General features: G+C 60.4%; 20 protein-coding genes. 8 read left to right on the top strand and 12 right to left on the bottom strand.

Annotated features, from left to right (window positions below; all coding sequences use genetic code 11):
* Positions 1–54 precede the first annotated feature (54 nt).
* Both FNT36_RS01065 and mnmA read right to left on the bottom strand, forming a co-directional pair.
* Positions 55–807, bottom strand: a complete 753-nt coding sequence (locus FNT36_RS01065) for a hypothetical protein (protein WP_144843117.1) — start codon at positions 805–807, stop codon at positions 55–57.
* 209 nt (positions 808–1,016) lie between these two features.
* A complete protein-coding gene (mnmA, locus tag FNT36_RS01060; RefSeq protein ID WP_144843115.1) occupies positions 1,017–2,174 on the bottom strand; it encodes a tRNA 2-thiouridine(34) synthase MnmA in 1,158 nt (385 codons plus the stop codon).
* A gap of 226 nt (positions 2,175–2,400) precedes the next feature.
* Between mnmA and FNT36_RS01055 the strand changes: the two genes are divergently transcribed.
* The gene (locus tag FNT36_RS01055; protein ID WP_144843113.1) at positions 2,401–3,027 is read left to right on the top strand and encodes a beta/alpha barrel domain-containing protein; all 627 of its coding nucleotides are present in this window, start codon (positions 2,401–2,403) and stop codon (positions 3,025–3,027) included.
* A gap of 25 nt (positions 3,028–3,052) precedes the next feature.
* Here the strand turns inward: FNT36_RS01055 and FNT36_RS01050 are convergent, their stop codons facing one another.
* From FNT36_RS01050 to FNT36_RS01005, 10 genes are all read right to left on the bottom strand, one after another.
* A complete protein-coding gene (locus tag FNT36_RS01050) occupies positions 3,053–3,904 on the bottom strand; it encodes a maleylpyruvate isomerase N-terminal domain-containing protein (protein WP_144843111.1) in 852 nt (283 codons plus the stop codon).
* A 27-nt stretch (positions 3,905–3,931) separates the two neighbouring features.
* Positions 3,932–4,597 (bottom strand): tRNA (guanosine(46)-N7)-methyltransferase TrmB, encoded by a 666-nt coding sequence (gene trmB / locus FNT36_RS01045; RefSeq protein ID WP_144843108.1) that lies wholly within the window; start codon positions 4,595–4,597, stop codon positions 3,932–3,934.
* Between the two features lie 57 nt (positions 4,598–4,654).
* Positions 4,655–5,329 (bottom strand): potassium channel family protein, encoded by a 675-nt coding sequence (locus tag FNT36_RS01040; RefSeq protein ID WP_144843106.1) that lies wholly within the window; start codon positions 5,327–5,329, stop codon positions 4,655–4,657.
* 52 nt (positions 5,330–5,381) lie between these two features.
* Positions 5,382–6,695: a bifunctional folylpolyglutamate synthase/dihydrofolate synthase gene (locus FNT36_RS01035; RefSeq protein WP_144843104.1), complete on the bottom strand. Its 1,314-nt coding sequence runs from the start codon at positions 6,693–6,695 to the stop codon at positions 5,382–5,384.
* 95 nt (positions 6,696–6,790) lie between these two features.
* Positions 6,791–7,732 (bottom strand): hypothetical protein, encoded by a 942-nt coding sequence (locus FNT36_RS01030; protein WP_144843102.1) that lies wholly within the window; start codon positions 7,730–7,732, stop codon positions 6,791–6,793.
* A 114-nt stretch (positions 7,733–7,846) separates the two neighbouring features.
* Positions 7,847–8,269: an ExbD/TolR family protein gene (locus FNT36_RS01025; RefSeq protein ID WP_144843100.1), complete on the bottom strand. Its 423-nt coding sequence runs from the start codon at positions 8,267–8,269 to the stop codon at positions 7,847–7,849.
* A gap of 88 nt (positions 8,270–8,357) precedes the next feature.
* The gene (locus FNT36_RS01020) at positions 8,358–9,065 is read right to left on the bottom strand and encodes a MotA/TolQ/ExbB proton channel family protein (RefSeq protein WP_144843098.1); all 708 of its coding nucleotides are present in this window, start codon (positions 9,063–9,065) and stop codon (positions 8,358–8,360) included.
* A gap of 105 nt (positions 9,066–9,170) precedes the next feature.
* Entirely contained in the window at positions 9,171–10,439 is a 1,269-nt protein-coding gene (locus tag FNT36_RS01015) for an HU domain-containing protein (protein WP_144843095.1), read from the bottom strand.
* Positions 10,440–10,531: 92 nt separating this feature from the next.
* Positions 10,532–12,352: a TonB-dependent receptor gene (locus FNT36_RS01010; protein ID WP_144843093.1), complete on the bottom strand. Its 1,821-nt coding sequence runs from the start codon at positions 12,350–12,352 to the stop codon at positions 10,532–10,534.
* 35 nt (positions 12,353–12,387) lie between these two features.
* The gene (locus FNT36_RS01005) at positions 12,388–15,615 is read right to left on the bottom strand and encodes a tetratricopeptide repeat protein (RefSeq protein ID WP_144843091.1); all 3,228 of its coding nucleotides are present in this window, start codon (positions 15,613–15,615) and stop codon (positions 12,388–12,390) included.
* A 234-nt stretch (positions 15,616–15,849) separates the two neighbouring features.
* On the opposite strand from FNT36_RS01005, the gene FNT36_RS01000 reads away from it, so the two are divergent.
* The 7 genes from FNT36_RS01000 to FNT36_RS00970 all read left to right on the top strand — a co-directional run bounded on the left by FNT36_RS01000 (position 15,850) and on the right by FNT36_RS00970 (position 26,378).
* Positions 15,850–16,851, top strand: coding sequence for an SMP-30/gluconolactonase/LRE family protein (locus tag FNT36_RS01000; RefSeq protein WP_144843089.1), 1,002 nt, complete (start codon positions 15,850–15,852; stop codon positions 16,849–16,851).
* Between the two features lie 281 nt (positions 16,852–17,132).
* A complete protein-coding gene (locus FNT36_RS00995; protein ID WP_317129587.1) occupies positions 17,133–18,095 on the top strand; it encodes an ABC transporter ATP-binding protein in 963 nt (320 codons plus the stop codon).
* Between the two features lie 63 nt (positions 18,096–18,158).
* A complete protein-coding gene (locus FNT36_RS00990; protein WP_144843085.1) occupies positions 18,159–19,751 on the top strand; it encodes an ABC transporter permease/substrate-binding protein in 1,593 nt (530 codons plus the stop codon).
* A 369-nt stretch (positions 19,752–20,120) separates the two neighbouring features.
* A complete protein-coding gene (locus FNT36_RS00985; RefSeq protein ID WP_233635580.1) occupies positions 20,121–22,490 on the top strand; it encodes an RCC1 domain-containing protein in 2,370 nt (789 codons plus the stop codon).
* 169 nt (positions 22,491–22,659) lie between these two features.
* A complete protein-coding gene (locus FNT36_RS00980) occupies positions 22,660–23,940 on the top strand; it encodes a sugar MFS transporter (RefSeq protein ID WP_144843081.1) in 1,281 nt (426 codons plus the stop codon).
* Between the two features lie 192 nt (positions 23,941–24,132).
* Complete coding sequence (locus FNT36_RS00975) at positions 24,133–24,948, top strand: class I SAM-dependent methyltransferase (protein ID WP_144843079.1); 816 nt, start codon at positions 24,133–24,135, stop codon at positions 24,946–24,948.
* Positions 24,949–25,058: 110 nt separating this feature from the next.
* Positions 25,059–26,378, top strand: a complete 1,320-nt coding sequence (locus FNT36_RS00970) for a family 1 glycosylhydrolase (RefSeq protein WP_144843077.1) — start codon at positions 25,059–25,061, stop codon at positions 26,376–26,378.
* The last annotated feature ends 121 nt before the right edge of the window (positions 26,379–26,499 follow it).

Here is a 26,499-nt window from a genome sequence, read left to right as displayed (position 1 = left end):
GCGCAGCAGGTCGTTTCAGTATTATCAGTATTACTGATAAGGCAACGTAGCCACCTAAAGCTTGCCGCTGTCGATGAGCACCTCTAGGCGCGAGCGGCCCACCTGAATAACGGCGGGCGTAATAACCGAAGCGCCATTGGAAGTGGTGTAAAATGTTTCGTAGGCGTAACGGCGGCGTAGCACCGGGCCTACGCCTTGGGCAAATACTTGCAGATTGCCGCCTCGGCGCAGTAGGCCATCGTTGGCCTCGATGGGCTGTTGGTCGCGCGCAATGACAGTGGTAGCGTAGGTCTTGGGCGTGGCGCCGGGCGTGGTGAAGGGCTGCTCGACATTGGCATCGAAGGCGCGCACGCTGTCGGCGCGTTCGGTGGTAAAGGCATATTTTTTCCAGGTTTTGCCAGCCCGTACCGGGTAAATAAGCTCGATGGTGCGCACGTTGTCGCGCGTCATCAGAATAGATTGCACCTGCTGCTGCACCACTAGCACGCTGTCATCAGACCAAGCTTGGTTGCTGCTGACGCGGCGGGCGCGTAGCACCCGGTAGGCCGTTTGGCCAGCCGCATCAGTAAACTTTTCGGTCACGGCCTCCCGAAATTGGTAGTTGGCGGGTGTGGCCACGCCCTTGCTCCACACCGTATCACTCACGGCGTAGGTGCGGTAGGTGCCTACCTCTAGCGGATAATAATCAACGGCTGGCGTAGGCACTACCGACTCGTGGCGGCAGCCTTCTAATAGAGCTCCAGTCCCAAGCAAAGCAGCGACACTCAGTGCCTTAGACAGGAATGAATAGCGAAAACGTAGCATCATAGCACGATAGAATAGCATTAACTAAACACCTAGGCCGAAGCTGCCCTAGGCTCGGAGCAAAGCTAGCAACTAGCTCGCACTCACCCCTAAGCCGCCGGGCAACCTAGGGTACTTTTCACAGCTACATTATTCAGCTGATAGCTAAAACAAGAGGAGTTAACGCGCAATTCAGCTGCGCATCAACTCCTCTTTAACATTAGTCAAACCGCTTAAGCCAGCGCTGCCGCTGCGGCTGGCTGCGGCACTTCACCAATAACGTGGCGCGTAATCCAGCCGCCACCCAGTACATCGTCGCCGTCGTAGAACACGGCCGCTTGGCCGGGCGTGATGGCGTGCACTGGCTCGGTGAAGTAGATGTTGATTTTATCTTCTACCTGCTCTAAAAACGCCGGCGAGCCCGCGTGGTGGTAGCGCACTTTCACCACGGCGGGCACCAAGCCGCGGCCTTCGAGGCTACCGAGCTTGCCCATGTTGAGCTTGTGGACGGTAGTAAATGAGCTCGCTAGCTCGTCATAATTACCGAGCACCACTTCATTCGTTTCGGGCCGGATGGCTACCACGTAGGCCGGAAAGCCCAGCGCGATGCCCAGCCCTTTCCGCTGCCCGATGGTGTAGAACGGGTAGCCCTCGTGCCGCCCTAGGTCAGTGCCATCGGCTAGCACAAAGCGGCCGCCCGCCACGCGCTCTTCCAGCCCGGCCACGCGGCGGCGCAAGAAGCCGCGGTAGTCGTTGTCGGGGATAAAGCAGATTTCGTAGCTCTCGGGCTTGTTGACCAAAGCGGTGAAGCCGCGGCGGCGAGCCTCGTCGTAAATCTCGGTTTTGCGCATAGCCCCCAGCGGGAACAGTGTGCGGCTCAGGCTCTGCTGCGTCACGCCCCACAGCGCATAGCTCTGGTCCTTGTTTTCGTCGAGGCCTTTGCTTACCACGTAGCGGCCGGTGTCGGCATCCTGCCGGATTTGGGCGTAGTGGCCGGTAGCAATGTACTGGCAGCCCAGCATGTCGGCGCGGCGCAGCAAGGCATCCCACTTAATGTGGGTGTTGCAAAGCACGCAGGGGTTAGGGGTGCGGCCAGCGAGGTATTCCTCGGTGAAGTTGTCAATGACAAAATCGCCAAACTCGTCGCGGATGTCGATGATGTAGTGCGGGAAACCTAGGCGCACGGCAATGTCGCGCGCATCGTTGATGCTATCGAGCGAGCAGCAGCCGGTTTCTTTTTTCGAGCCGCCGGCGCTGGCGTAGTCCCAGGTTTTCATCGTCATGCCCACTACTTCGTAGCCGGCTTCGTGCAGCAGCACGGCGGCCACCGACGAGTCGATGCCGCCACTCATGGCCACGAGGACGCGGCCTTTGGTTGGAGTATTTTCCATTAAATCGGCAAGCCACCCAGGGAGGTGAATGTTCCGGCTGGCGCCAATACAAAGGTACCACTTCCTTTCTCAATTACCAGTTGCCGGTTAGCAGCCCATGCCTGAAGAGAAGGCTGCTAATAGTAACAGGCTGCTGGTAAATGTTCCTTTAGCCGCAACTTTGCACTGCCAGGCAGCCTAGCCGCTTCAGCTACTAGGCTGCCCCTTATTAACTGCTACCTGTTACATGTCCTTAGCTCTTCCCGTGCTCGTGCGCGGCATCAATAATTTGTCCGACGCCCGCTACTGCGCCGGCATGGGCGCCGACGGCCTCATTTTCACCCTCGACCCTACCCTGCCGGGCGCCGTCGATGCGGCTACCGTGAAGGAGCTGGCTGGCTGGGTGGCTGGGGTGGAGCTGATTGGCGAGTTTGGCAACGTGCCCAGTCCCGAAATCAACCGGCTAGTGGCCGAGTGCGGCCTCACCAGCGTGCTGCTGCGCCTCGACCGCAGCCGCCAGACACTTCCCGAAGGCCTGGCCGTGCCGGCGCTGGTTGAGGTGCCGCCGGCCGTCATCACCGACCAGCATTATTTCACTGCCGCCATTGCTGACCTCAGCACGGCGCTGCCGCAGGGCTTTGCCTTCTTCACGTCTCTACCCTCAACCGAGCCGCTCGACACAGCCTATTGGTACGGCCTCACCCGGCAGGCAGCCATTTGGGTGGGTGGCCTGCACACACCGGCCGAAGCCCAACGCCTCGCTCAGTTTGTGCGGCCCACTGGCCTTATCCTCGAAGGCGGCGACGAAATAAAGCCTGGCCTACGCGACTTCACGGAGTTGGAAGCTGTGTTTGAAGTTCTAGAGGAAGTATAGCCCTAGGGTCTCAATCTAGGCCGACTTAGGCCATCACGGCTACTGCGCCCAGCAGCCACTGCCCCAGCTGCTGGTCACCGGTTAGCTCGACAAAAGGCAGCGCCTCAACCAGGCTGATGTTCTTGGAAAATAACCGCCAGGCTACGGGTCCGGCCACTTTTACGTGTGCTCGAGCCGGTAGCTTGGCCGAGTCGGCCGCAGTTTCGAGCCCGAGTGCCCAGCCAGCGGCCTCACGGTGCAGTACCCAGCAGCCCCCGCCGGGGCCCGTGACCTCAAAGCGCACCCGCTCGCCGGGAGCCGCGGCTACATGATGTAGCCGGTGGGGCAAGGCCCGCACGCTCGTTGCCAAGTAAGGGTGATACAGCGCTGGTTCATACAACGCGGCCTCCTGCCCCACGGCCTGCCGAATCTGCTGCTGGTGGTGCCACTTCTCGGTGTAGTCGCGGGCAATATGAAACCAGTTGGTTGACTCGGCCTCGCCCGCCCAGCCTACGGCAAAGGTGGCCGGCGCTTGCGGGTCGAGCGTGGCTAGGTACTCGTAGTAAGGTGGTCCACTATGAGCTAGCAGGTCAATAAGCACGGCCGGACTCAGGCGCTGGGTGGCCGCCACCCAGCTTTGATTGAGCTGGTTGAGATAGGTTACCACATCAGCCGGAGCGGCGCTAGCGGGGCCAGGACCGGCAAAATGCCCATCGCGGAGCATCGACACGCTGCGCAAATTGCCATCGAGCAGGTGCAACGCTACATCGCGCACCCGCCAATGGCCAGCCACGGTGGGCAGCTCCCAGTCGGCGGGGTCCAAACTCCGCAGCAGTTCCAGCAAGAGGCGGTCTAGCTCCGGAAAGAGCGGCAGGGTGTCGAGAATAGCGGGCTCCATAGGTGGCCCTAAGATAGAACTGGCTGCTTAGCCGAGCCGAAACCGCACGTACTTGATGGGCACGCCCACGGCGCGGTACTTACCCTCAAAGTGCGTCTGGATGGCCTGCGCAGCGGCAAAAGCGGGGTCGGTTTCGGCGTAGAGGTCGCGAGTAGCTACCTCAATGGTGGCACCGGGCCGAGCCGCCAGCACTTCGAGGGTATAGTCATACAGACCTTCGCTGTCGGTCTTGAGTTGGGCCACGCCACTGGGCGCCAGCAGCCGCTGGTACAAGTCCAAGAAGCGCGGGGCCGTGAGGCGGCGCTTGATGTCGCGGTCGCGCGGCCGCGGGTCGGGAAAGGTAATCCAGATTTCGCTGAGCTCGCCGGGCGCAAAGTGGTCGGCAAGTTGGTGCGCCAGAATGCGCAGAAAACCTACGTTGCTGAGACCTAGGGCCTCGGCGCGGGTGCTACCCCGCCAGATGCGCTCGCCCTTAATGTCGAGGCCCAGGAAGTTTTGCTCGGGGTGCTGCTGGGCCAAACCCACGGTGTATTCGCCTTTGCCACAGCCCACTTCGAGCACCAGCGGCTGGGCGTTATGAAAGAAATCAGCGGCCCAATTGCCTGCTAAGCGGCCAAAGTTTTCTTTGCCCGGCTCGATAATGTCGGGGCGGTTGGCGTTTTCAGCAAAGCGCTGGAGTTTAATACGAGGCACGGGGCAAAAAGCGAAAATGAGCAGAAAGGCCGCAAAACTACGCCCGGCGCCTAGGTTTCAGGGCTGGGGCGGCGCGGGCGCGGTGCCACCACCTAGGTACTTGCCCACAATGACGCTGATAACGAACACGTCGTAGAAGTGTCCCACTAGGCCCAGCAAGATGGTGGCCTTGCGGGCCACATTGCTCACGGGCACAATGTCGCCGTAGCCCACGGTGAGCAGGGTAATGAAGCTAAAGTAATTGAGGGGCTGCACATTGCCCGGCCCCGACACGACATTGGCAAAAGACTGAGGCTGCCACAGGTCGATGCACACGAATAGGAACGTGCCTACCATGCCCAGCTGCACAAAGCCGCACATAGTAGCCGCCAGCAGCTCCGTTGTGACCTTATTGGTTCGCAGCACCTTGCGGAAGATGCGCAGCGTAATAGCAAAGCAGAAGATACTGTACGCCACCCCCGTAAAGCCGCGCACGGCCGGCCAGCCCCACACCTGCGCCCCGATTTCGAGCCCTAGCACCGCCAGAAGACAGCCGATGAGTAGCAGCGGCCGCTCTTCCCAAAAGACCAGCACTCCTACCGCCATATTCTGCAGCAGCAGCGTCGCAAATAGGCGCGGGTCGACGCTCGCCGGCGCCAGTCCCGAACCTAACACCAGCACCAATAAGCTCACCAGCAACAGCTTATAGCGGTGCTGCACCAGTGTGGCGTAATGACGATGCAGAAAGTTCATGGACAGAGCACGCTAGCGCGGGTCGCTAGGGCGCAAAGCTAGCCGGACTGCCCTACTCGTACAATTCGGCTACCTCGGCTACCACAAAGGTGCTGCCTCCAATAAAGACCACATCGTCGGGCCCTGCTGCGGCACGAGCCGCTGCTACCGCCGCAGGTACTGGCCCGTAGGTCTGGCCCGTAAGCCCGGCAGCCTGGGCCAGCGCCGCCAGCTCGGCGGCCGGCAGGGCGCGCGGTATGTCGGCCTGACAGAAATAATAGGTAGCCTCACGGGGCAGCAAGGCCAGCACTTTCGTCACATCCTTGTCATTGACAGTGCCAATGACCAAGTGTAAGCGCTGATGTGGCACGCGGCCCAGCTGCGCCAGCACCAGCTGTAGCCCAGCCTCATTATGGCCCGTGTCGGCTACCACCAGCGGGCGCTGCCCTAGGATGCTCCAGCGCCCACGCAAGCCCGTGAGGCGCGTCACCTCGCGCAATCCTTGGCGCAAGGCATCCTCAGTAATAGTGTAGCCCTGCATACGCAGCTCATCGAGCGCGGCCAGCACGCCGGGCAGGTTCAGCCGCTGGTAGTCGCCAAGCAAGCCCAGCGCTACGTTTTGCAAGTAGGGCTGTCCGTCGCGTAGTACATCGACAAGCTGCATACCTAGGCTGGCGGCTGGAGCTTCGCCAGCTGCCAGCTGCACTGCATAGCGCGTATCGGCAAACAGCAGCGGGCTTCCTTCCTGCTGCGCCTTTTGCTCAAAAACCGCTTTTACCTCGGGCTGACTTTGGCTCACCACCACCGGGCGGCCGGGCTTAATAATGCCCGCCTTCTCTCCCGCTATTTCGGGCAGGGTGTTGCCTAGCATAGCTTGGTGGTCGTAGCTGATATTGGTGATGAGCGACACCAGCGGCGTAATAATATTGGTGGAGTCGAGCCGCCCACCTAGGCCCACCTCCACCACGGCCACATCGACTTGCTCGGCGGCAAAGTAATCGAAGGCCAACGCCACGCACATCTCAAAAAAGGAGGGTTGAATCTCGTCGAACAAGTGGCGGTGGTTTTCGACCCAGCTCACCAGGTAGTCTGGGGCCAACTCCTGCCCGTTTATTCGAATGCGCTCGGTGAACTCACGTAGGTGTGGCGAGGTGTAGAGGCCCACTTTGTAGCCGGCGCTTTGCAGCACTGCCGCTAACATATGCGACGATGAACCCTTGCCATTTGTGCCCGCCACATGCACGCTCCGAAACTTAGCTTCGGGGTGCCCTAGGGCTGCGGCCAGCGCCTCGGTGTTGCCCAAGCCTTTCTTGAAGCCTGCAGCCCCTACCCGCTGGTACATGGGCAGTTGTGCGTACAACCAAGTTAGTGTTTCTTGATAAGTCATTTTTAATTATCAATAAAGAAGGAGCAATGAACGGCACCTGGATTTGGTCTCCAGCAGCTGTTCATTGCTCCTTTTTGGTTACTCACTTTTTCCGACTACCGCACCGAGAAACGGAAGGTATAAAAGCCTGTAGCGCCGCCCGCACCCGCATTGGTTTTTACAAAGTTGGCGTCGAGCAGCTTATCGCGGCAGAGCTTTTCTTGGGCCGGCGACACGTTGCCCGACACCTTGGTCACCGCTTCTACTTCACCGTCGCTGTTGATTTTTATCTTAAAGCGGATGACGCCAGGGTTATCGTCCACAGCCTCGACTACGGGCGTGCTGTCGAAGCGCCAGCCGCTCATTTCGAGGCCGCCCCCGCCGCCACTACCGGGGCGCGAGCCGCTGCCGCCGCTACCTGGCGCTCCATAGAGGGCCTTGGCATCGAGCGAGCCGTTGCGGTCGCCTTGGTCGCCTACGGTGCCAGGGCGGTCGCCATTACTATTGCCCGTGGGCGCATTGCTGGTGCCTGCTACCCCGTTGCCGCCGGCCGTGCCATTGGCGCTGCCCTTAGGCGTGTATAGGGCCCGGGGCTGCTCGCGGGGCTTGGGGGGCGCGGGCGTTTCGCGCACGGGCTCGACGGGCCGCGCGGGCTTCGCGACAGGTTTCTCCACGGGTGGAGCGGCCACTTCAGCGTCCTCAGCCTCGCTGGTGATTACTTTTTCCTGGGTTTCGGGTTGGGGCGCAGGGGTAGCTTCTACACGTGGCTGCACTGGCTGCGGTGTAGGGTCGGGCTGGGCTGCGGCGGGGCGCGAGTCTTCGCGGTTGGGCGAGGCGTTGGCCGCGGCCATGGTTTGCACATCGCCCGAGCCGGCCTCGTCGAGGCCATAGTTCAGCTCCACGCCATCGCCACCTAGGGTAGTTAGCGGGGGGTTGGGGCCGCTAAACTTCAAAAAGAAGCACACGAGCGCCAGCAGCAGCACGACCGCCGCCGTGATACCTAGGGCTTCGCGCCGGTGCTCTTCGGGATAGTCGAGGGCCATAGTTTGTTGTGTCATGCTGAGCTTGCGAAGCAACTTATCGCGTTCGCAATGCTCAACTACTACTTATTTATACTTAAAATCAGCGGTGACAACATGCTTCGCAAGCTCAGCATAGCAACTACGGCTTTACTATTTTCCCGCGGCTTGCTGCGACTGCGTTGCCATTACCATTTTCATCTTTAGACGGTTACCAATTTCGAGTACATCTACCAGTTTCTGCACGTTCAAACCGGCATCTACGCGCAGCACTACCGTGGGCTGGGCTTCGGCGGGCGCGTCGGCCGGGATGAGGGCCCGCAGTTCGGACTCGAGTGTAGCGGCGGTAGCAGGCTTTTTATTGACGAAGTACTCACCGGCCGCGTTGATGCTCACCGTAATGGGCTGCTTCATCACCTGCTTGCTGCTCTTGGCATTAGGCAGCAGCAGCTTGATAACGTTGGGATTCACCATCGTAGACACAATCAGGAAGAACAACATCAGGAAGAACATGATGTCGTTCATCGAGCTAGTCTCGACGTGCGAAGAAGCGTGGCGGCGGCGGGAGAGATTCACTGCGTTTGAATTATGAATTAAAAACTATGAATCATGAGTTGACCCGCTACTGCAGCAAAATCAACTCATAATTTTTAATTCATAATTCTTAATTATCCTGAAGAATGTCCATGAACTCGATGGCCGAGTTTTCCATGCGGAAAACCATGCGCTCGACCAAGATGCTGAGCCAGTGGTAGCCAATGTGGGCAATAATACCCACAATGAGGCCGGCCGCCGAGGTTACCATCTTGGTGTAAAGGCCGCCCGCAATCTGGGTAATGCCAAACTCGCCGCTGCTGCTGATAGCGTAGAAGATTTTAATAACGCCGATAATCGTACCTACGAAGCCCAGCATGGGCGCAATGCCCGCGATGATACCTAGGATGCTGATGTTCTTTTCGAGGCGGGCAATCTCAATCTTGCCTACGTTCTCGACGCTAGCCTCAATCTCGGTTATGGGCAGCCCGATGCGGCGCAGGCCCTTTTCTACCATGCGGGCCAGCGGCGACGGGTTCTGGGCGCAGTAAAGCTTGGCACCCTGCAAGTCCCCTTTCACCATCAAGGAGCGAATGCCCGTCATAAACGACTCGGGGTTGCCGCCCGCGCTACGAATAGTGAGGTAGCGCTCGGCAATGATGTAAATCGAGACGATGAGCAGTGCGAAGATGGGCAGCATTATCCAGCCCCCTTTCAGTATCAGGTCGATAAGCGAAAGGCCCGGGGCCGCGTTGGCCATGGCATTGGCGTGGGCGGCGGCCGTGTCGGTGGCTACGGTAGTGAGGGCAGGGCCGGCTTGCAGCAGAAAAACGGACATTCAGCGGGAGGGAAAGTAGGCAGTTAGCCACCAGCGACTGGCCAGTGACTTGAGAAGCGTAGTCATGGAGCAGCCAGCCGCTAGAAGGCCGGCCGCTGGCCCTGCTTAGTATGGAAATACAGACAGGCCTTTGTCAAGATGCGGGTTCTGGCGCAGCTGTGCGGCAGCGGCCAGCGCCTCGCCATAAGTAGCAAAGTCGGCGGCCGAAATGCGGTACTTATTCGTGCCGGGGAAGGGCGCGATAATCTTAGTCATGGGCGCTGGCCGGCCGGCGTGCACCACGCCCTGGCGGCCGCGTTGCGCACCAGCCAGCGAAGTGTAGGCGCCCACCACGATGTAGAAACGACCAGTCCGCGCTTTAATTGTAGGAGTCGACGAAGACGCTGCTTTGGCCGGGCTAGCCACAGCAGCGGTGGCTTTAGCTACGGCCGGAGCCACCATTAAGGCTTTGCTATCTTTCACACTCACAACAGGCTTAACAGCGGGCTTGGCCGCTGCGGCTACCGTGGGCTTAGCTACTGCCGCTACCACAGGCTTGACTGCTACTTCGGGCTTGGCAGTGGCTGGTTTTGGTGCTACCGCTGCTGGCTCAGCGGCGGGTACGGGCACAGTTTTGAGTATCACCGTTGGCATTTCAACTTTCTCTTCGAAAGCCTTCGCAATTGGTGTGGCTGGCGCGCTGAGCGGCGCGGTGGCAAAGGCAGCCTGCTGCGGCACGGGCGCGGTGCTCAACTGCTCCCAGCGGGGCAGGTAGCCTTGCCAGGCCACGGGCACCACCTGCGGATGTAGAGACAGGAAGGAGATAATCCCTGCTACTACCCCAGCAGCCAGCCCAATGATTCCCCCACGTTTGACCGCCACGACTAGGGACACACGGTTGCTGCGAGTAGCGGCCGAGCGCAGGCGTGGTACTAGCTGCGCTTGCTGCTCGCGAGCTTGGCGAGCGTCAATGACAGCGATGGGGTGCGCCGTAAGCTCGGGCAGGCCGTAGGCGGCCGCAAAAAGATTTTCGGTGCCAGTGTATTCAAACTGCAAGCCGCGGCCCGCCAACTGCCGAAACACACCAACGCCGGGCAGCTCGATACGCTGCTGGGCTTGCAACTCCTGGTGCAGCGCGGCCACGGCCTGGCGCAGCTGCTCGCGGGCCTCGGCGGCCGAGAGCCCTAGGTGCTGGCGCAGGGCATCAAGCAGCAGGCCATCGTTGCGAGTCAGGGCTTGGTTGAAGGCCACGTGGCGGGTGGGTGGGCTCAGTAGGTGCCGGCCGGCGAGTTGCACGCGGGCCGGTGCATACTCGGCCACGAGGCCCCCGAAATCCGGAATTATCACGCAGTCGTGCTCGCGGAGTAGTGGGCGCAGGTGGTCGGAAAGGTTCATTTTTTAGTGGTTAATGGTTAGTTGTTAATGGTTAATTAATGGCAGCATATCAACGGCGTTAACCATTGATAATTAACCATTAACCATTAAGGCTAAAAGCTGTAGGCGGCGCCGCCAATCACATTGATACCCTGGCTTTGATAGTTCAGGTAGCGCTGATAGTGGCGGTTGGTGAGGTTGTTCCCCATTGCAAAGATGCTGAATTTTGGGGTAATGCGGTAATCGGCGCGCAAGCTAAGGTCTACGACGGAGTTAGTTTGGCGGCTAATGACCTCCTGAACGGGGATGCCATTCACGAGGTTGGTGAGGTAGCCGATGCCGTATTTAGGCGCATAATAGTAGAGGTTGGCGCCGAGTAACAGCTTGTCGGTGGCATTGTACGTGCCGTAGAGCGTACCGATGAACGACGGCCGCCCAAACGCCTGGTTCAGGTTCTTCACGCCATAGTGGTTGAAGTCGGCCTTGAGGCCTACCCGCACCTTTTCGGCGGCACTGTAGAGCACCTCGGCATGCACGTTGGCTACGCCGATGCTTTCCTGGTCGTACACCAGGTCAAACTTGGTGGTATCGGTGAGCGAGTTGCGGTAGAAGTACAGGTTGCGCGAGCGGCTGAAGGTGGCGCGGGCCGCCACTTCGAGCCCACTGGCCGGAGCTGCCGTAAAGCCGCCATACACCGATACGCCCTGGTGGGCGTCGGCCACGGTCTGGCTGGCGCCGCGGGCTAACCAGGGATTTTCTTGCGTGAGGTCGTAGCGCGTCACGCGCTGCAAAGCGCCCCCTAGGCCACCGTAAATCTGGAGTTTCTCCGGTACCAAGGCGTAGCCAATGCGCACGGCCGGGTAGACGGCAGTCTTGGGCACGCCGTTGAGCTGGTCGGTGCTGCCGCCGGGCACGGTGTTGGGCTCACTCGAATAGCCGAAGGTGGCCCCTAGGGTCAGCGAAACGCCTGTTTTGCCGGCCAGCTCGTAGGCGGGCGTCACCTGCACAAAGTTGCGGGTGCGGCTGATGTTACTAACGGTCCCGGGAGGGGTTATAGCGGCCAGGTCTTCCTTCTCCGTGATGAACGACGCCTCGCCCTGCAAGGTCAGCTTGCTGGTTTCGCTGAGCGCGTAACCGAGCTTGCCATCCAGGAAGAAATTGCCTTCCGACGACGTGTAGGCGTCCTTCCAGTACTTGTAGCCCAGACCTAGGTCGTACTGAATGGCGGCATCGGGGGCGCGGTTGCGGGCGTAAGCCCGGGCCCCGAAGCGGTTGAAGGTTTGCTCGATGCTGCCCTTGTCGGGCGTGCTCGTGAGCTTACTGGCGTCATAGCCATAGAAGTGGTAGCGCTCGCGGCCGTAGTCGAGGCTGGCCCCTAGGGCAGCGTTGCCCTGGTACACCTCGCCGGTAAGAGCGGCGCTGCTCTGGGTAGTGGCCGAGTTGCTGCCATCGACGGGACCATTGGCCGAGCTTTGGTGGCGCAGGTCGAGGCCATAGCTATACTTCTCGTTGCGGGTCGAGTGCAGGTGGGCACGGCCGTACACGGTGCCATAGTTGCCGATGCCCAGCTTGAGGTAGTTGCCAGTGAGCAGGCTCGGGGCCTCGGGCGCGATGGGCAGCACCGGTATCGCGGTATTGAGGCGGGTGGCGGGCAACCGAAAATCGGGGTACGTGTAGGTGACCGTACGGGTGGGCTTGGGCGGCGGGGCCAACCGGATTTTCTCGAAGTTGCGCGTTGCCTCGGGCAGCGTGTTCACCCGGTCTTTCACAATCTCAATCTCGGCGTCCTGAATGGTACCCCGCGGCCGGCCGCGGCTAGGCTGGGCTTGCGCCTGGGCACCTAGGGCGGTGGCACCGCTCAGGCCAGCGGCCAGCAGTAGCGAACGCCGAACACTTACACTAAAACTTGATTTACTCACTTCTAAACGTTTCATTATACCATTTTTACGCATCGGAGGTGCTAATCAAGTTAGGGGCGGGTGCTGGGCTTGGTGACGGGAGTGCGGGCCGGTGCTTTAGGTGCGGTAGCCTTAGGTGCTGCTGGGGCCGCTTTGGCGGGAGCAGCGGGCTTAACGGGCGTGGTTTTGGCCGGCGCGGCGGGGGCCGTAGCGGGCGCGTCGTCGCTGGCGGGCAGGGCGTTGAGGCGCTGGCGAGCGCCAGCCACGATGTCCGCAACCGGGAATTTATTGTCGATAATCGAGTTCAGGGTAGCCCGCGCCTGGTAGGTGTCGCCCTGGGCGGTGTACACATCAGCCAGCAGCAAGAAGGCCTTACCCTGCCACAGTTCGTAAGCGCTATAAGCCGAATTTACCTTAAAGGCTTCCTTGATGGCCTCGTCGTATTGTTGCTGTTTAAAACGCACTTCGGCCAGCGTGTACTGGGCTTCGGCGCCGGTCACGTCGCTGGGCGCGGCCGTGACGGTAGCGGCCAATTCAGTGGCCGCCTGGTCAAGATTGCCGAGCTGGTAGTCGGCCTTGCCGAGGTAGAGCAAGGCGGTATTGGTAGCTGTGGCGGTGGCGCCGGCCAGGGTGCTGAGTTCGGTAGCGGTGCGTCGGGCGCCGGCAAAGTCGCCACTGTCATAGTAACTGCGCAGCAGCCCTAGGGTGGCGGTGGCCACCTCGCGGCGGTTCGATGAGGCGGTGCGCAGGCGACCGTAGTAGATGATGGCCTCGGGGTAATTTTTGTTTTCTAGCTCCAGGTCGGCCACGCGGCCCACGGCGCGGTTCACAAACTCGCTCTTGTTCTCCGTCACCACAGCTTTAAGCTGCGGTAGCGCGGTGGCCTTGTCGCCGGTTTTCAGGTACGAGTCGGCCAGGAAGAAGCGGGCATCCGGGGCCAGGGCATTGTCGGGGTACTGCTTGAGGTAGGCTTGCAGGCGCGGCAACGCCAGCTTGTATTTCTCGGCCAGATACAGCGATTTTGCAGCTTCAAACTCGACGCTCTCGGTAGCCTTACTGTCGGGGTTTTGGGTTTTGAAAGCGGCTAGGGCCTGGTCTACCTCCTCGGTGCGACCTAGGGCCGTTAGGCTCTCTTGGAGGCCGTACAACGCGGGCTGTGCGGCCGAGCTACGCGGGTAGTCGGCCAGCACCTTGCGGAAGTCGGCCACGGCCTTTTCCTGCTGCTCGAGGTTGGCGTAGGCCACGCCGCGGCGCTGGTAGGCATCAGCCAGCAAGGGCGAATTGGGCCGATTTTGAATGAGCCGCGTGAAGCCCTCGGCGGCTGGGGCATAGTCGCCAGCCTGAAAATCAAGCTGCGCCTGCTGAAACACGGCTTGCTCGGCATAGCGCGAGTTGGGGTTGGCCTTGAGCAGCGTCGAGAGCGTCGTGGCGGCTTCGTCTTTACGGCCGAGCAGCCCCAGGGTCACGCCCTTCTGGTAGTAGGCGTAGTCCTTGTCGGGCGCGTTGGCCTGAATGACTTTGTCGTACTGCGCCAGCGCCGACTGGTAGTCCTTGGCCACGTAGTAGGTGTCGCCCAGGCGAAGGGTGGTGTCGTAGTAGTTGGGGTCGGTGGGCTTGGCGGCGGGGTCAGCCAGGTAGGCCTTGAACTGCGGCTGGGCCTTGTCGTACTGCTTGGTGTTGTAGTAGGCGTACCCGAGGCCGTAGCGGGCCAGCTGTACGTACTGCGTCTCGTCGGCCGCCACGCCGCCTTCGCGGGCCGAGCGGGCGGCGGCGGCGTAGGCCGTGATAGCCTCGGGGTATTGCTGGCCTACCGAGTAAATTTCGCCGCGCAGCACCTGGGCGGCGGCGCGCAGGGCATCGTCCTGCGGGTACTGCAAGGACTTGTCGAGTAGTGGCAGGGCCTCAGCGTACTTGCCATCATTATACAGCATAGCGGCGCGGGCGTAGGCGATGCGCTGGTAGGTGCCGTTGAGGGTATTGCCGCGGTCCTGCACGCCGTCTAGGTAGGTCAGAGCCTGCTGGTAATCGGTCGAAGCCAGGAAGCTGTCGCTGAGTAGCTGGTCCACCAGGGGCTGGCTCTTTGAGCGCGGGTACTTCTGGCGGAAGTCCTTGAGCGCCGCAATTACGTCGGGCTGATTACCGAGCTCGTATTGCACCTGGGCGTAGCGCAGGGTGGCGTTTTCGGCCACGTCCTTTTGCAAGGTGCTCTGGCGGGCCGCGTCAAGGGCAGGGAGGGCGGCCGTTTTCTGACCGGCTTGCAGGTAGCTTAGGCCAAGGTGATAGGCGGCGTTTTGGCCCAGCGAGTCGCGGCGGGTAGCCACGGGCTTGAGGTTCGCAATGGCGTTCTTATAATCGCCCTGCTTATAATTGGCAAAGCCAATTTTGTATTGCAGGCTAGGGTCGATTTTGCCCTGGCGACCGCTGGCGTACTGGTCGAAGTACGTGCCGGCCTGCTTGTAATCTTGCTTTTGGTAATAGGCATCGCCCACCAGCAAACTCACCTCGTCGGCGCTCTGGGGCGGGGGCGTTTGCTGCAAGGCTCGGCTAGCGTAGGTTATCAGCCCATCGTAGTCGCCCTCCTTATAATAAATCTGGGTAATGAGCACCGGCACCGCGCTGCGGTACGGCTCGGTGTCGGCAGCGGCCAACAGGTCTTGGCGGGCGGCGGGGTACTCGCCGGCCTGGTAGGCCAGGTAGCCGGCATAATAGGCACTGGCCGCACGGTACGGGCCGGGCTGCTTCTTATTGCGGTCGAACAGCAGCCGCGCCTGGTCGTATTCTTTCAGCTCGTAGTGGCTGTAGGCTAGCTTAAAATCGGACTCAGCGCGCTGGTCGGCGCTGAGGTTGGCGGGCGCTACTTTAAGAAAGTAAGCACGGGCTTGGCCGTAGTTTTTTTGGTCGAAGTAAAACTTGGCCAGCTCGAAGTAGGCCACCGCCGCCCTAGGGTGCGTGGGGTGCTGCTGGGCAAAGGCCAGGATGAGGCCCTCGGCATCGGGGTGCAGCAGGTAGAGGCCGCTCACGGCGTAATAGTACTCGGCATCGGCCAGGCGCTCGAGGCGGCCGCTCACGTCGGCCGGGCCGCTCTGCTCGTTCACGCGCTGCGGCGCCTGGCGCAGGTACAGCTGGAAAGCCTGCTGGGCCGCGCCGTACTGCTGGCGGTCAAACAGGTCGAGGCCTTCCTGAAAATACCGCTCGGCGGCGGTGAACGTCTGAGTTTGCTGGGCGTGGGCGGTGGGAGAAGCCAGCGCGAGCGGCGCCGCTAGGCTGGCCGCCAGCGCGAGCCGGGGAAGTTGCTTCATGGAATAAGCGCAGCGTGAACTTGAAGGCGACCCCAACCGAGCTGCCGGGCCGCAAGTGGTCAAAAGTAGAAAGAAAATGCGGCCCAACCGAACGGGGCGCCCCTCACCCCAACGCCACCCCCTAGCGCCCTGGTATGTAGAGGCCGACTGAACGGGGCGCAGGTGAGGCAGCTTTCTAAGCTGGCGGCCGTACAAGCAAGCATTTCATTTTTTCTACATTTAATCCTGCTGTTCATGGGTTCTCTTTTCTTATTAGCCCAGCCTGGGTTGCGGGCGCGCCAAGTACGCCGGGCAGCCCTGGCGCTAAGTGTCCTGGGCCTGCTGGCCAGCTGCGACAAAAACAGCGAGCCCATCGAGGCCTCCCTGCCCGCCAAAATCACGGTGCCCCAGCAGGCGCTCTCACCCGAGGGCATTCAGTACGACCAGGCTAACCAGCGCTTTTTCGTGAGCTCGCGCACCCAGGGGCGCATCGGCACCGTGCGCGACGACAGCACCTACACTTTGTTTGCTGACGATGTCCGATTTGTATCGACCATCGGCCTGCACCTCGACGCCACCCGCCAGCGCCTGCTGGCCGCCGTGTCAGATGCTGGGGCTAACACTAATAACCGCTCGACATCTACTACGCTACGCAAACTGGCCGCGTTGGCCATTTTCAATCTTAACACAGGCGCGCTGCTCAATTACATTGACCTAGGGGCCCTGCGGCCCAACCTGCCCCACTTCGCCAACGACATTGCCGTGGACAACCAAGGCAATGCCTACATCACTGACAGCCTGTCGCCCATCATTTATAAGGTAGATGCGCAGGGCGTGGCAACAGTTTTTCTGGAAAATTCACAGCTAAGCGGGGGAACGGGCTTTGGCCTCAACGGCTTGGTATACCACCCCGATGGCTACTTACTGGTAGCCAAGTCCAACGACGGCACCCTCTATAAGGTACCACTCGCCAACCCCGCGAGCTTCACGACCGTGACCAGCACCCAGAGCTTGGTGGGGGCCGACGGGCTGCTACTATTCGACAACAATACGCTACTAGTAGTGGCAGGCAGCCAGAGCACCGTTTTCCGAATGGTCAGCAATGATGCCTGGGCCACCACCCGCCCCACTGGCAGCTTTGCCACGGGGGCCGTAAGCCCGACCACCATCACTCGCCGCATGGCCGGTATACCTTACGTGCTGTACCCGTACACGGCCACTGCGCCGCGTTTTGCCATTACCAAGGTGAATTTTTAAGCCCGCTAGGCGCGAGCGTGGTGGCGCGTTTCTCTTTAAACAGAGCTAACAAAGTCGATTCTCTCTGGCTTATAGCACGCTCAGCAAGGATTATTTAAACAAGTAAGGCCCGCTGGTAGTACCCTAGGTAGTACTGGCGGGCCTTTTATATACAATAGTTAAGAGCGCCAGGCCTTTTGCCGTAGGCTAGTCGCAGAAGAGGACCTAGGACGATGCTGGCTCCGGCTGCTACCCCGGCTACCACCTCCATATCTTGCGTTGCTACTTTTTACTTCTTGCCTTTGCCTACTCCCGTCATCCGCGTGTCGCACCTCACCAAGCGCTTTGGGGCGCAGGTGGTGGTCGATGATTTATCGTTTGAAGTAGCCGCGGGCGAAACCCTGGTGCTGCTGGGCCCCAGCGGCTGCGGCAAAACCACGCTACTCAAAACGCTGAACCGCCTCATCGAGCCTGACGGCGGCACGATAGAAATAAATGGTCGCGACGTGCGCCAGCAGAAACCCGAGGAACTGCGGCGCGGCATTGGCTACGTTATACAGCAGGTGGGGCTACTACCGCACCTCACCGTGGCTCAAAATGTGGGCGTGGTACCGAGCCTCCTAGGTCGGCCCCAGGTCGAAACGGCCGCCCGCACCACCGCGCTGCTTGACCGCCTGCACCTGCCGGCCGAGCGCTTCGGGCCTATGCTGCCGGCCGAGCTGTCGGGCGGGCAGCAGCAGCGCGTGGGCCTGGCCCGCGCCCTCGCCGCCGACCCGCCCGTGATATTGCTGGACGAGCCCTTCGGCGCGCTCGACCCCATCACACGCGCTGCAGTACGCCACGACTTTCGGGAGCTCGACGAGCTGCGCCGCAAAACAGTGGTGCTCGTGACCCACGACGTGACCGAGGCCTTCGAGCTGGCCGACCGCATCATGCTGCTTAATAATGGTAAGATTCAGCAGCTCGGGCCGCCGCGTGAGCTGCTGCTGCGCCCAGCTAGCGACTTCGTGCGCAGCTTTTTCCAGGCCGAACAATTGGCCTTGCAATTGCGCAGCATCACGCTGGCCGAGGTGCAGCCCTACCTACCGCAGTCTGGCCAACCGGCCGCCACAGCTGATGCAATTATCATCCCGTTCACTGCCAGCGTGCATGAGGCCCTGGGGCTACTGGACGCTAGTGCGGCCCCGGCCTTACGACTAACCGACCGCCCGCAGGCCATCACGCGGGGCCAGCTGCTGGCCGCCTTTGGCCAAGCCCTAGGCTAAAATTCAAGCAGTTTTTGTGACCCTGCGCGCTTTCTTCTGCGCCCTCCGCGGTAAAAAATCATCATGCACCTCCTCTCCGACCTTTTTACTTTCTGGCACGAGCAAGCCGGCAAGCTGGGCCACCAAACGCTCCAGCACGTGGCCCTCACGGCGGCCGCGCTGCTACTGGGCGTGGCTGTGGGTGGCCCCATCGGGTTATGGCTCACGAGGCAGCCGCGCTGGCAGTCTACGGTGCTAGGCGCAGCTGGCGTGCTTCAGACGGTACCTAGCATTGCGTTGTTGGGCTTTCTGATTCCATTTATGGGCATTGGGGCGAAGCCGGCCATTGTGGCGCTGCTACTGTATTCGCTACTGCCTATCATTCGCAATACGGTGGCCGGCATCCAGGGCGTGCCACCGGCCGTGGTAGAGGCGGCGCGTGGGCTAGGCTTCACCGATGGGCAGATTTTTCGCCAAGTCGAATTACCACTGGCCCTGCCCGTAATTATGGCGGGCATCCGCACGGCTACGGTTATTAATGTGGGCGTGGCCACGCTGGCCGCCTACGTGGCGGCAGGTGGGCTGGGCGAGTTCATTTTTGAAGGCATCTCGCTCAACAACCCGGTAATGATACTGGCGGGCGCCATTCCGTCGGCCGCGCTGGCACTGGCCTTCGATGCAGGACTAGGCGCGCTCGCGGCGCTATCGGCCCGGCGCCTGCGGGCAGTAGGCCTTGGGCTGCTGGTGGCGCTGCCGCTGCTAGCGGCCGGCTACTGGGGGCCGCAACTGATAGGCGCGCAGGGTGGCCGGCCGGCATTGCAGGCCGCCTTTAGCCCCGAGTTTGTGGGACGGGCCGACTGCCTGCCGGGCCTCAGCCGCATCTACGGCCTAGGTAAGCTGCCCCACGGCGTACTAGCCCCGGCCTTAGTCTACGAAGCCCTGCGCGATGGCCGCGTTGATGTCATAGACGGATACTCTACCGATGGGCGTATTCGCGCCTACGGCCTGCGGGTGCTGCGCGACGACCGCCATGCCTTGCCACCCTACTACTGCGCGCCGGTACTGCGGCCCGAGCTGCTGCGCGCCCACCCCGAGCTGGGGCCTGTGCTCGACCAGCTCAGCGGGCAGCTATCCGACTCGGCCATGACCAACCTCAACTACCAGGTCGATAATCTGCATAAAGACCCTAAGGCCGTGGCCCTAGGATGGCTGCGGCGCCGCGGCTTGCTCAAAGCCCCGCGCCCGCTGCTACCCGGCGCGCCAGAGGTGCGCCTGGGCTCTAAAATTTTTGCCGAGCAGTACATTCTACTAGAGATGTATGCAGCCCTCATCCGGGGTAATACCGACCTAGGAGTAGCCACCAAAACCGGTTTAGGGGGTACTACCATCTGCTTTGAAGCTCTGCGCGGCGGTCAGATTGATATGTACCCAGAGTATACTGGCACGGGCCTGCAAGTGCTGCTGCAGCCCTCGGCAGCGGTGCTCGACTCGCTGGGCGGACGTCCCGAGGCCGTATTTCAGTACGTGCAAGCCGAGTTTGGGCGGCGCTATGGGCTGGCGTGGCGGGCGCCGCTGGGCTTCAACAACGCTTATTGCCTACTCATGCGGCAGCAGCAAGCCTCGGAGCTGAATATAACCAGCATTTCGGACTTAGGTCGCTATTTACGGGCACGCTAGCTGATTACCAAGGTTTTACTCTCTTACCGCAAGTAGTAAAAACGCCAGGCTTACTCGCCCGGCCGGTGCGGCTTGGGGCACTGTGTGCGTCGCTACTCTCACTGCGGCTTCCTTTTTGCTAGAGCTGAGTTTACCCCGCAGCTACAGTTGAGGCTTTTTTAAGAATAGGTACACCCAACTGCCCTTACTTACTCGTAAGTGGCCAGCCGCCAGTGCGGGCTTAGGAAACACCAAAAATTAGCTGCTTGCCGCGTATTGAAGCCGCTCAACAAGCACTTACATTTGCCGGAATTTCAACGCGCTAACCTATTCTTTTCGCTTTATTCTATGTCAATTTTTACCAGTAAACTATGGGTATTTTTAGTTTGCTTGAGCGGGCTACTGCTGAGCCGGGCGCAGGCCCAGCGCTTGGCAGCTGGGCAACTGCACACGGTGGCTATTTATGCCGATGGCACCCTTTGGGCCTGGGGCGATAACACCTTCGGCCAACTCGGCACTGGGGGCGCTACCTATCAGCCTACGCCGGTAGCCATCGGCCCGGCTGCCACCACCTGGCGCAGCGTGAGTGCGGGCCAGGACTTTACGGTGGCCGTGCGCCAGGACGGCACCCTTTGGGCCTGGGGAGCCAACGGGCAAGGCCAACTCGGCGATGGTACCATTCAGGGGCATGTTACCCCCATGCCGGTAGATAATGTCACCACCTGGGTTAGTGTGAGTGCCGGTTGGCACCACGTAGTGGCTCTGCGCCAAGATGGTACTCTCTGGACTTGGGGCGATGATGGCTACGGCCAGCTCGGCACCAATGGCACCGGCAACCGACTGCGACCAACTCAAGTGGGCAGCGCCACCTGGACCAGCGTGAGTGCCAACTACCATCAAACCATAGCCATTCGGCAAGATGGCACGCTCTGGGCCTGGGGCGAAAATGGCGCAGGCCAACTCGGTACTGGCGACATTATTTCGTATAAGACGCCTCAGCCTGTTGGCACGGCCACGAGTTGGGCTAGTGTGAGTGCGGGCAACAATCACACCGTTGCTTTGCGCCGGGACGGGTCGCTTTGGGCCTGGGGCACCAATGGCCAGGGCCAGCTCGGTACTGGCGACCTCCTTTCGTATAAGACGCCCCAACCTATCGGTACAGCCACTACCTGGACTAGCGTGAGCGCCGGCAACGGCCACACCGTTGCTTTGCGCCAGGATGGCACCTTGTGGACCTGGGGCTACAACTACTACGGCCAGCTCGGCACCAACAGTACTACCAACCAGCTGCTACCCACCCAAGTAGGCACGGCCACCACTTGGCAGGCAATAGCGGCGGGCTGGTATCACACCATAGCCCAGCGCCTTGATGGCACTCTCTGGGACTGGGGTAGCAATGCCAATGGGCAACTCGGCATCGGCACTGGTATGCAGCTAGTGCCTGCTGCCCTAGCCATGCCTGGCCCCTGGCGCGCAGTGTCCTTAGGAGCTAGCCACGTGGCGGCTCTGCGCCAAGACGGCGCCCTCTTGACATGGGGTGACAATAGCGCGGGCCAACTAGGCTTGGGAGCCGGTGGCCCCGGTGCCCAACTGAACCCAACCACCATAAGCGCGGGCACTGCTTGGCAGGCCGTGGCTACCGGCCAGCTACACACCATGGCTGTGCGCCAAGACGGCTCGCTTTGGACTTGGGGCTACAATAACCAAGGGCAGCTTGGTAACGGCAATCTTGGCTCCAATCAGCCTACTCCTACCAAAATCGGCACGGTCACTACTTGGGTTAGCGTGAGCGCAGGCTGGTACCACTCGCTAGCCCTGCGCCAAGACGGCACCCTTTGGGCCTGGGGCCGCAACAGCCTAGGCCAATTAGGCAATGGCACCACCGTAGTACCATCTGAGCCTACCCAAATAGGCACGGCTACTACGTGGGTTAGCGTGAGCGCGGGCAATAACCACTCTGTAGCCCTGCGCCAGGATGGGTCGCTTTGGGCCTGGGGCGGTAATGCCAACGGCCAACTCGGCACCGGCATTAGCGATACTCTCTACCGAACTACTCCGACGCAGATAGGCAGGGCCGCCTGGACCAGCGTAGCCGCTGGCGCTACTCACACCGTGGCCGTGCGCCAGGATGGCACCCTCTGGACCTGGGGCGATAACACCTCCGGCCAGCTCGGCGATGGTACTACGCTAGCCCATGCTACTCCTAGGCAGGTGGGCAGCGGCACCACCTGGCGGGCAGTAGCGGCGGGCAACAGCCACTCTGTAGCACTGCGCCAGGATGGGTCGCTCTGGGCTTGGGGCAGCAATGCCAACGGCCAGCTTGGCACTGGTACTACTACTAGCCAGCTCTCACCAACTCCTGTTAGCGGCGGGGGTACTTGGCTGTTCGTAGCCGCCAATAGTACCAACACTGCTGCCGTGCGCGCCGATGGCACTCTGTGGCTATGGGGCTACAATGGCAGCGGCCAGTTGGCCCAGCCTAATACCAGCCTCGTGCCGCAAGCCATCGCAGGCACCCCCCTAGGTACCACGCCCAGCCAAACCCTAGCATGGCAACTAGTGCCAAACCCGGCCCACGGTCAAGTGCAGGTGCAGGGCCTCAGCGGGGCATTTACACTGCGCCTGTTCGATGGGCAGGGGCGCTTGGTGCGCACGGCCACTACACCGCAAGTTGAGTTGGCGGGCTTGGCCCCCGGCCTGTACCTGCTACACGCCACGGCCACCCGCGCCACCCGCGCACTGCGCCTAGTGGTAGAATAAACTATTTAACTGCTACCAACCAGCAAAAGCCGTTGCCAGCTATTGGCAACGGCTTTTTTGTGCGTCGGTTCGGCCGTGCTACTGCTGCGCTCGCCAACCTGCTCGGTCATTACGGAGTAGCTTTAATTAGGCATGCCGCCTAAGTTCATTCCGACTTTTTCTTTTGTTTATGCAAACAACTACTTCGCCGCCAGCCCTAGGTGCCCCCGCCTTCACTGAGCGGCGCTATGTGCTTACGCTCATCTTTGTCACTTCGCTCTTCATGTTGTGGGGCGTAGGCGTCACGATGGGCGATATTCTCAACAAGCATTTTCAAGAAGTGCTGCACGTGAGCAAGGCCGACTCAGCACTAGTACAGTTCTCGATTTTTGGGGCCTACTTCATTATGGGGCTGCCGGCGGGCTGGTTTATGAAGCGCTTTGGCTACCAAAAAGGCGTGTTGCTGGGTTTGGGACTCTACGCCCTAGGTGCCTTCTTGATGGTGCCGGCGGCCAATGCGTTGTCCTTTGGCTACTTGCGCATTGCCTTGTTTGTGTTGGCATGTGGGCTAGCCACGCTCGAGGCAGTGGCGCACCCTTTTCTCGATGGCCTTGGTGACCCTGACAGCTCCGACCGGCGCATCAACTTCGCTCACGCCATCAACGGCATTGGGGCAGTGTCGGGGCCGCTCATCGGGGGATACTTCGTGCTGCGTGGCACCCACGCGGCCGGCGACCTCACCTCCGTCAAGGTGCTGTACTCGGCCATTGGCGCCGTGGTGGGCAGCATTGGCCTGGCCTTCTTCTTTGTGAAAGTGCCGCCCCTCAACGCCGAGCACACGCCCGGCACCGCCGTGAGCGAAACCGACGAGGCGCCCACCGACCTAGGGGCCGACAAAAGCCTGTTTCAGCATAAGCATTTTGTGTGGGCTTGCGTGGCGCAGTTTTTCAACACGGCAGCCCAGGGCGGTACCTGGGCCTTTTTTATCAACTACGGCACCGAATACTTCGGCCTGAGTAACGATAAAGCGGCCTACTTTTTCTCGCTTAGCCTAGTAGGCATGATGGTGGGCCGCTTTCTGGGCACCTACCTCATGCAGTTTATCGCCCCCAACCGCCTGCTGGCGGCGGTGGCAGTGGCCAACATCGGCATGTGCCTCATAGTAGCGCAGCACTGGGGCGTGGTATCGTTTGTAGCGCTCATCCTGCTGAATTTCTTTTTCAGCATCATGTTTCCCACTATTTACAGCCTGGGGCTCAAGGACCTAGGGCGTCACAAGCAACTGGCCTCGTCGTTTATTGTGATGGGCGTGGTGGGCGCGGCGCTCTTTCCGCGGCTCATGGGCCTGGTGGCCGACCGCAGCGTGGCACAGGCTTATTACCTGCCCATTATCTGCTACATAGTGGTGTTTTTGTTCGCCGCTAAGCTCTATAAAGTAGAGAAAAAGCCGCAAGCCTACTCGCCAACTTAATCTTGTTATAAGCCAAACAATAGCGCACACAACAAGCATGCTTATAGGTCGTAATAGGCGCTGGCTTATGTGCATTACCTAGGGCGCGCGTCGCCTACTAGCCGGAGGCTACTGCAAGCGGCGTGTAACTTCGCCGCCTAGCGGGTGGGCTGACTTGCTACTTTTTATGCTTTTCGAGTTGCCGTTTTCTGTATGACTGTCAATGAGTTTTTCGACCTGTTTCTAGACGAATTACGTAGTAACCCTCAGCTTACCAGCTACTATAAAATGCTGGCCAACCCCGCCAGCTTCGAGTTTCGCAAGGCCTACGTGGTGCAGCGGCTGCATTACATCCTGAAGCACCTGCCAAGCCAGAATGCCGCCATCTGGGATTGCGGCTGTGGCTACGGCACCACGGCCATTTTTTTGGCTCTCAATGGCTACAAGGTGCACGGCACTACCCTAGAGTTTTACTACGAGCACATTGCCAAGCGCCTGCAGTACTGGAGGCAGTTTGGCGACGTATCGGGCTTTACTTACAGCTACGAAAACCTGTTTGATTCGCCCCCACCGCCAGCTTCCTACGACCACATCATCATCCAGGACACGCTGCACCACCTTGAGCCGCTGCAAGATGCGCTGCGCATTTTTCGGGAGGCCCTGCGGCCGGGCGGTGACCTCATTGTGGTGGAAGAAAACGGCGGCAACGTGGTGCAAAGCTTCAAACTGTATTTGCGCCGGGGCAATAAGCGCATCATCACTATCTATGATGAACAGCTGAAAAAGAACATTTTGCTCGGCAATGAGAACATCCGTGACCTAGCCACGTGGCGGCGCGAGTTGGCCCAGCAAGGGCTACAGATTCCGGCCCAGGAGGTGCAGTACATTCGGCTGTTTCCACCCTTTATGTTTAAATCTGACAACGTGCCGCAGCTTATGGCCCGCGAAGACCGGCTGTGGCGCACCAATTCACTGCTCAAGGAAAAGCTGTTTTTTGGGCTCAATTTCACGGCTGGGAAGGACGCCTAGGTAGCCTCACTACGCCCGAATCCGTTAGAACCGGGAAGCTGCTAGCGTGCAGCTTCCCGGTTTTTTCATGTAGCCGTGTTCCCTTTGCCATCCTCGCCCTCCCCACCCCCATGGACGCTCAGTTTCTGTTTGCCACCGGCATCGAAAACTCCAACCCTACCATCCAAAACGGCCGCCTGCGGGTGGATGAGATGGAGAAGTGCAAGCACTACCAGTTCTGGCAGAAAGACTTTGACCTGGTGCAGGAACTGGGCATTCGGTTTTTGCGCTATGGGCCGCCCATCCATACTACTTGGCTGGGCGTGGGCAAGTACGACTGGAGTTTCGCCGATGCCACTTTTCAAGACCTAAAGCGGCGCAACATCATGCCCATCGTGGATTTGTGCCACTTTGGGGTGCCCGACTGGCTGGGTAATTTTCAGAACCTAGACTTCGCCAAGCTCTTTGGTGACTACTGCCACGATTTTGCCGCGCGCTACCCGTGGGTGCAGCTCTATACGCCCGTCAATGAGATGTATATCTGCGCCGAGTTTTCGGCCCTCTACGGCTGGTGGAACGAGCAACTCGCCGACGACCGCTCGTTTGTGACGGCCCTCAAAAACATTGTGAAGGGCAACGTGCTGGCTATGCAGCGCATCCTAGAAGTGCGGGCCGATGCGCTCTTTATCCAAAGCGAGAGCAGCGAGTATTTCCACGCCGAAAACCCCGCCGCCATCAAGCCCGCCGAGCTCATGAACTCGAAGCGCTTCTTGTCGTTAGACTTGAACTACGGCCGCCGCGTGGACTCGGAGATGTACGAGTACTTGCTCGACAACGGCATGACCCGCGACGAGTACCACTTTTTCTTGGGCAACAACCTCAAGCACCAGTGCATCATGGGCAACGACTACTACCGCACCAATGAGCACCGCGTGGGGGCCGACGGCAGCACCACAGCTTCGGGCGAGGTATTTGGCTACCACGTTATTACGACCCAATACCACGACCGCTACCAGCTGCCTGTGATGCACACCGAAACCAACCTGTGGCAAGGCCCAAAAGGCGACGAGGCGGTGAACTGGCTGTGGAAAGAATGGGCCAACGTGCTGCGCGTGCGCAACGATGGCGTACCCATCGTGGGCTTTACCTGGTACTCGCTCACTGACCAAGTGGACTGGGACACTGCCCTGCGCGAAAACCACGGCACAGTGAACCCCCTAGGGCTCTACGACCTAGACCGCAACGTTCGGCCCGTGGGCACGGCCTATAAGCAGCTCATTGAGGACTGGCGCCAAGTGCTACCCGCCCAGAGCGCCTGCCTGCAAATACCCCTAGTAATGCCCCACGAGGCCGATGAGCCCTGGGCCCTGCAGCAACGCGAGCGGGCCCGCCGCACCCGCCGCGACCCCGATACCAAGGCCATGAATGCCGCCCAGCCCGAAATTCATTAATTGGCTTTGCTTGCAAAAACGCCTGTCATGCAGAGCGCAGCGAAGCATCTCGCGTGGCGCACTACCCTCAAAACACCAGGATTTACTGCACCACGCGAGATGCTTCGCTGCGCTCTGCATG

It is taken from the genome of Hymenobacter setariae, assembly GCF_007713685.1.
Lineage (GTDB): Bacteria > Bacteroidota > Bacteroidia > Cytophagales > Hymenobacteraceae > Hymenobacter > Hymenobacter setariae.
The sequence above is the reverse complement of the archived record's forward strand: the minus strand, read 5'-3'. Positions and strand labels throughout refer to the sequence as shown.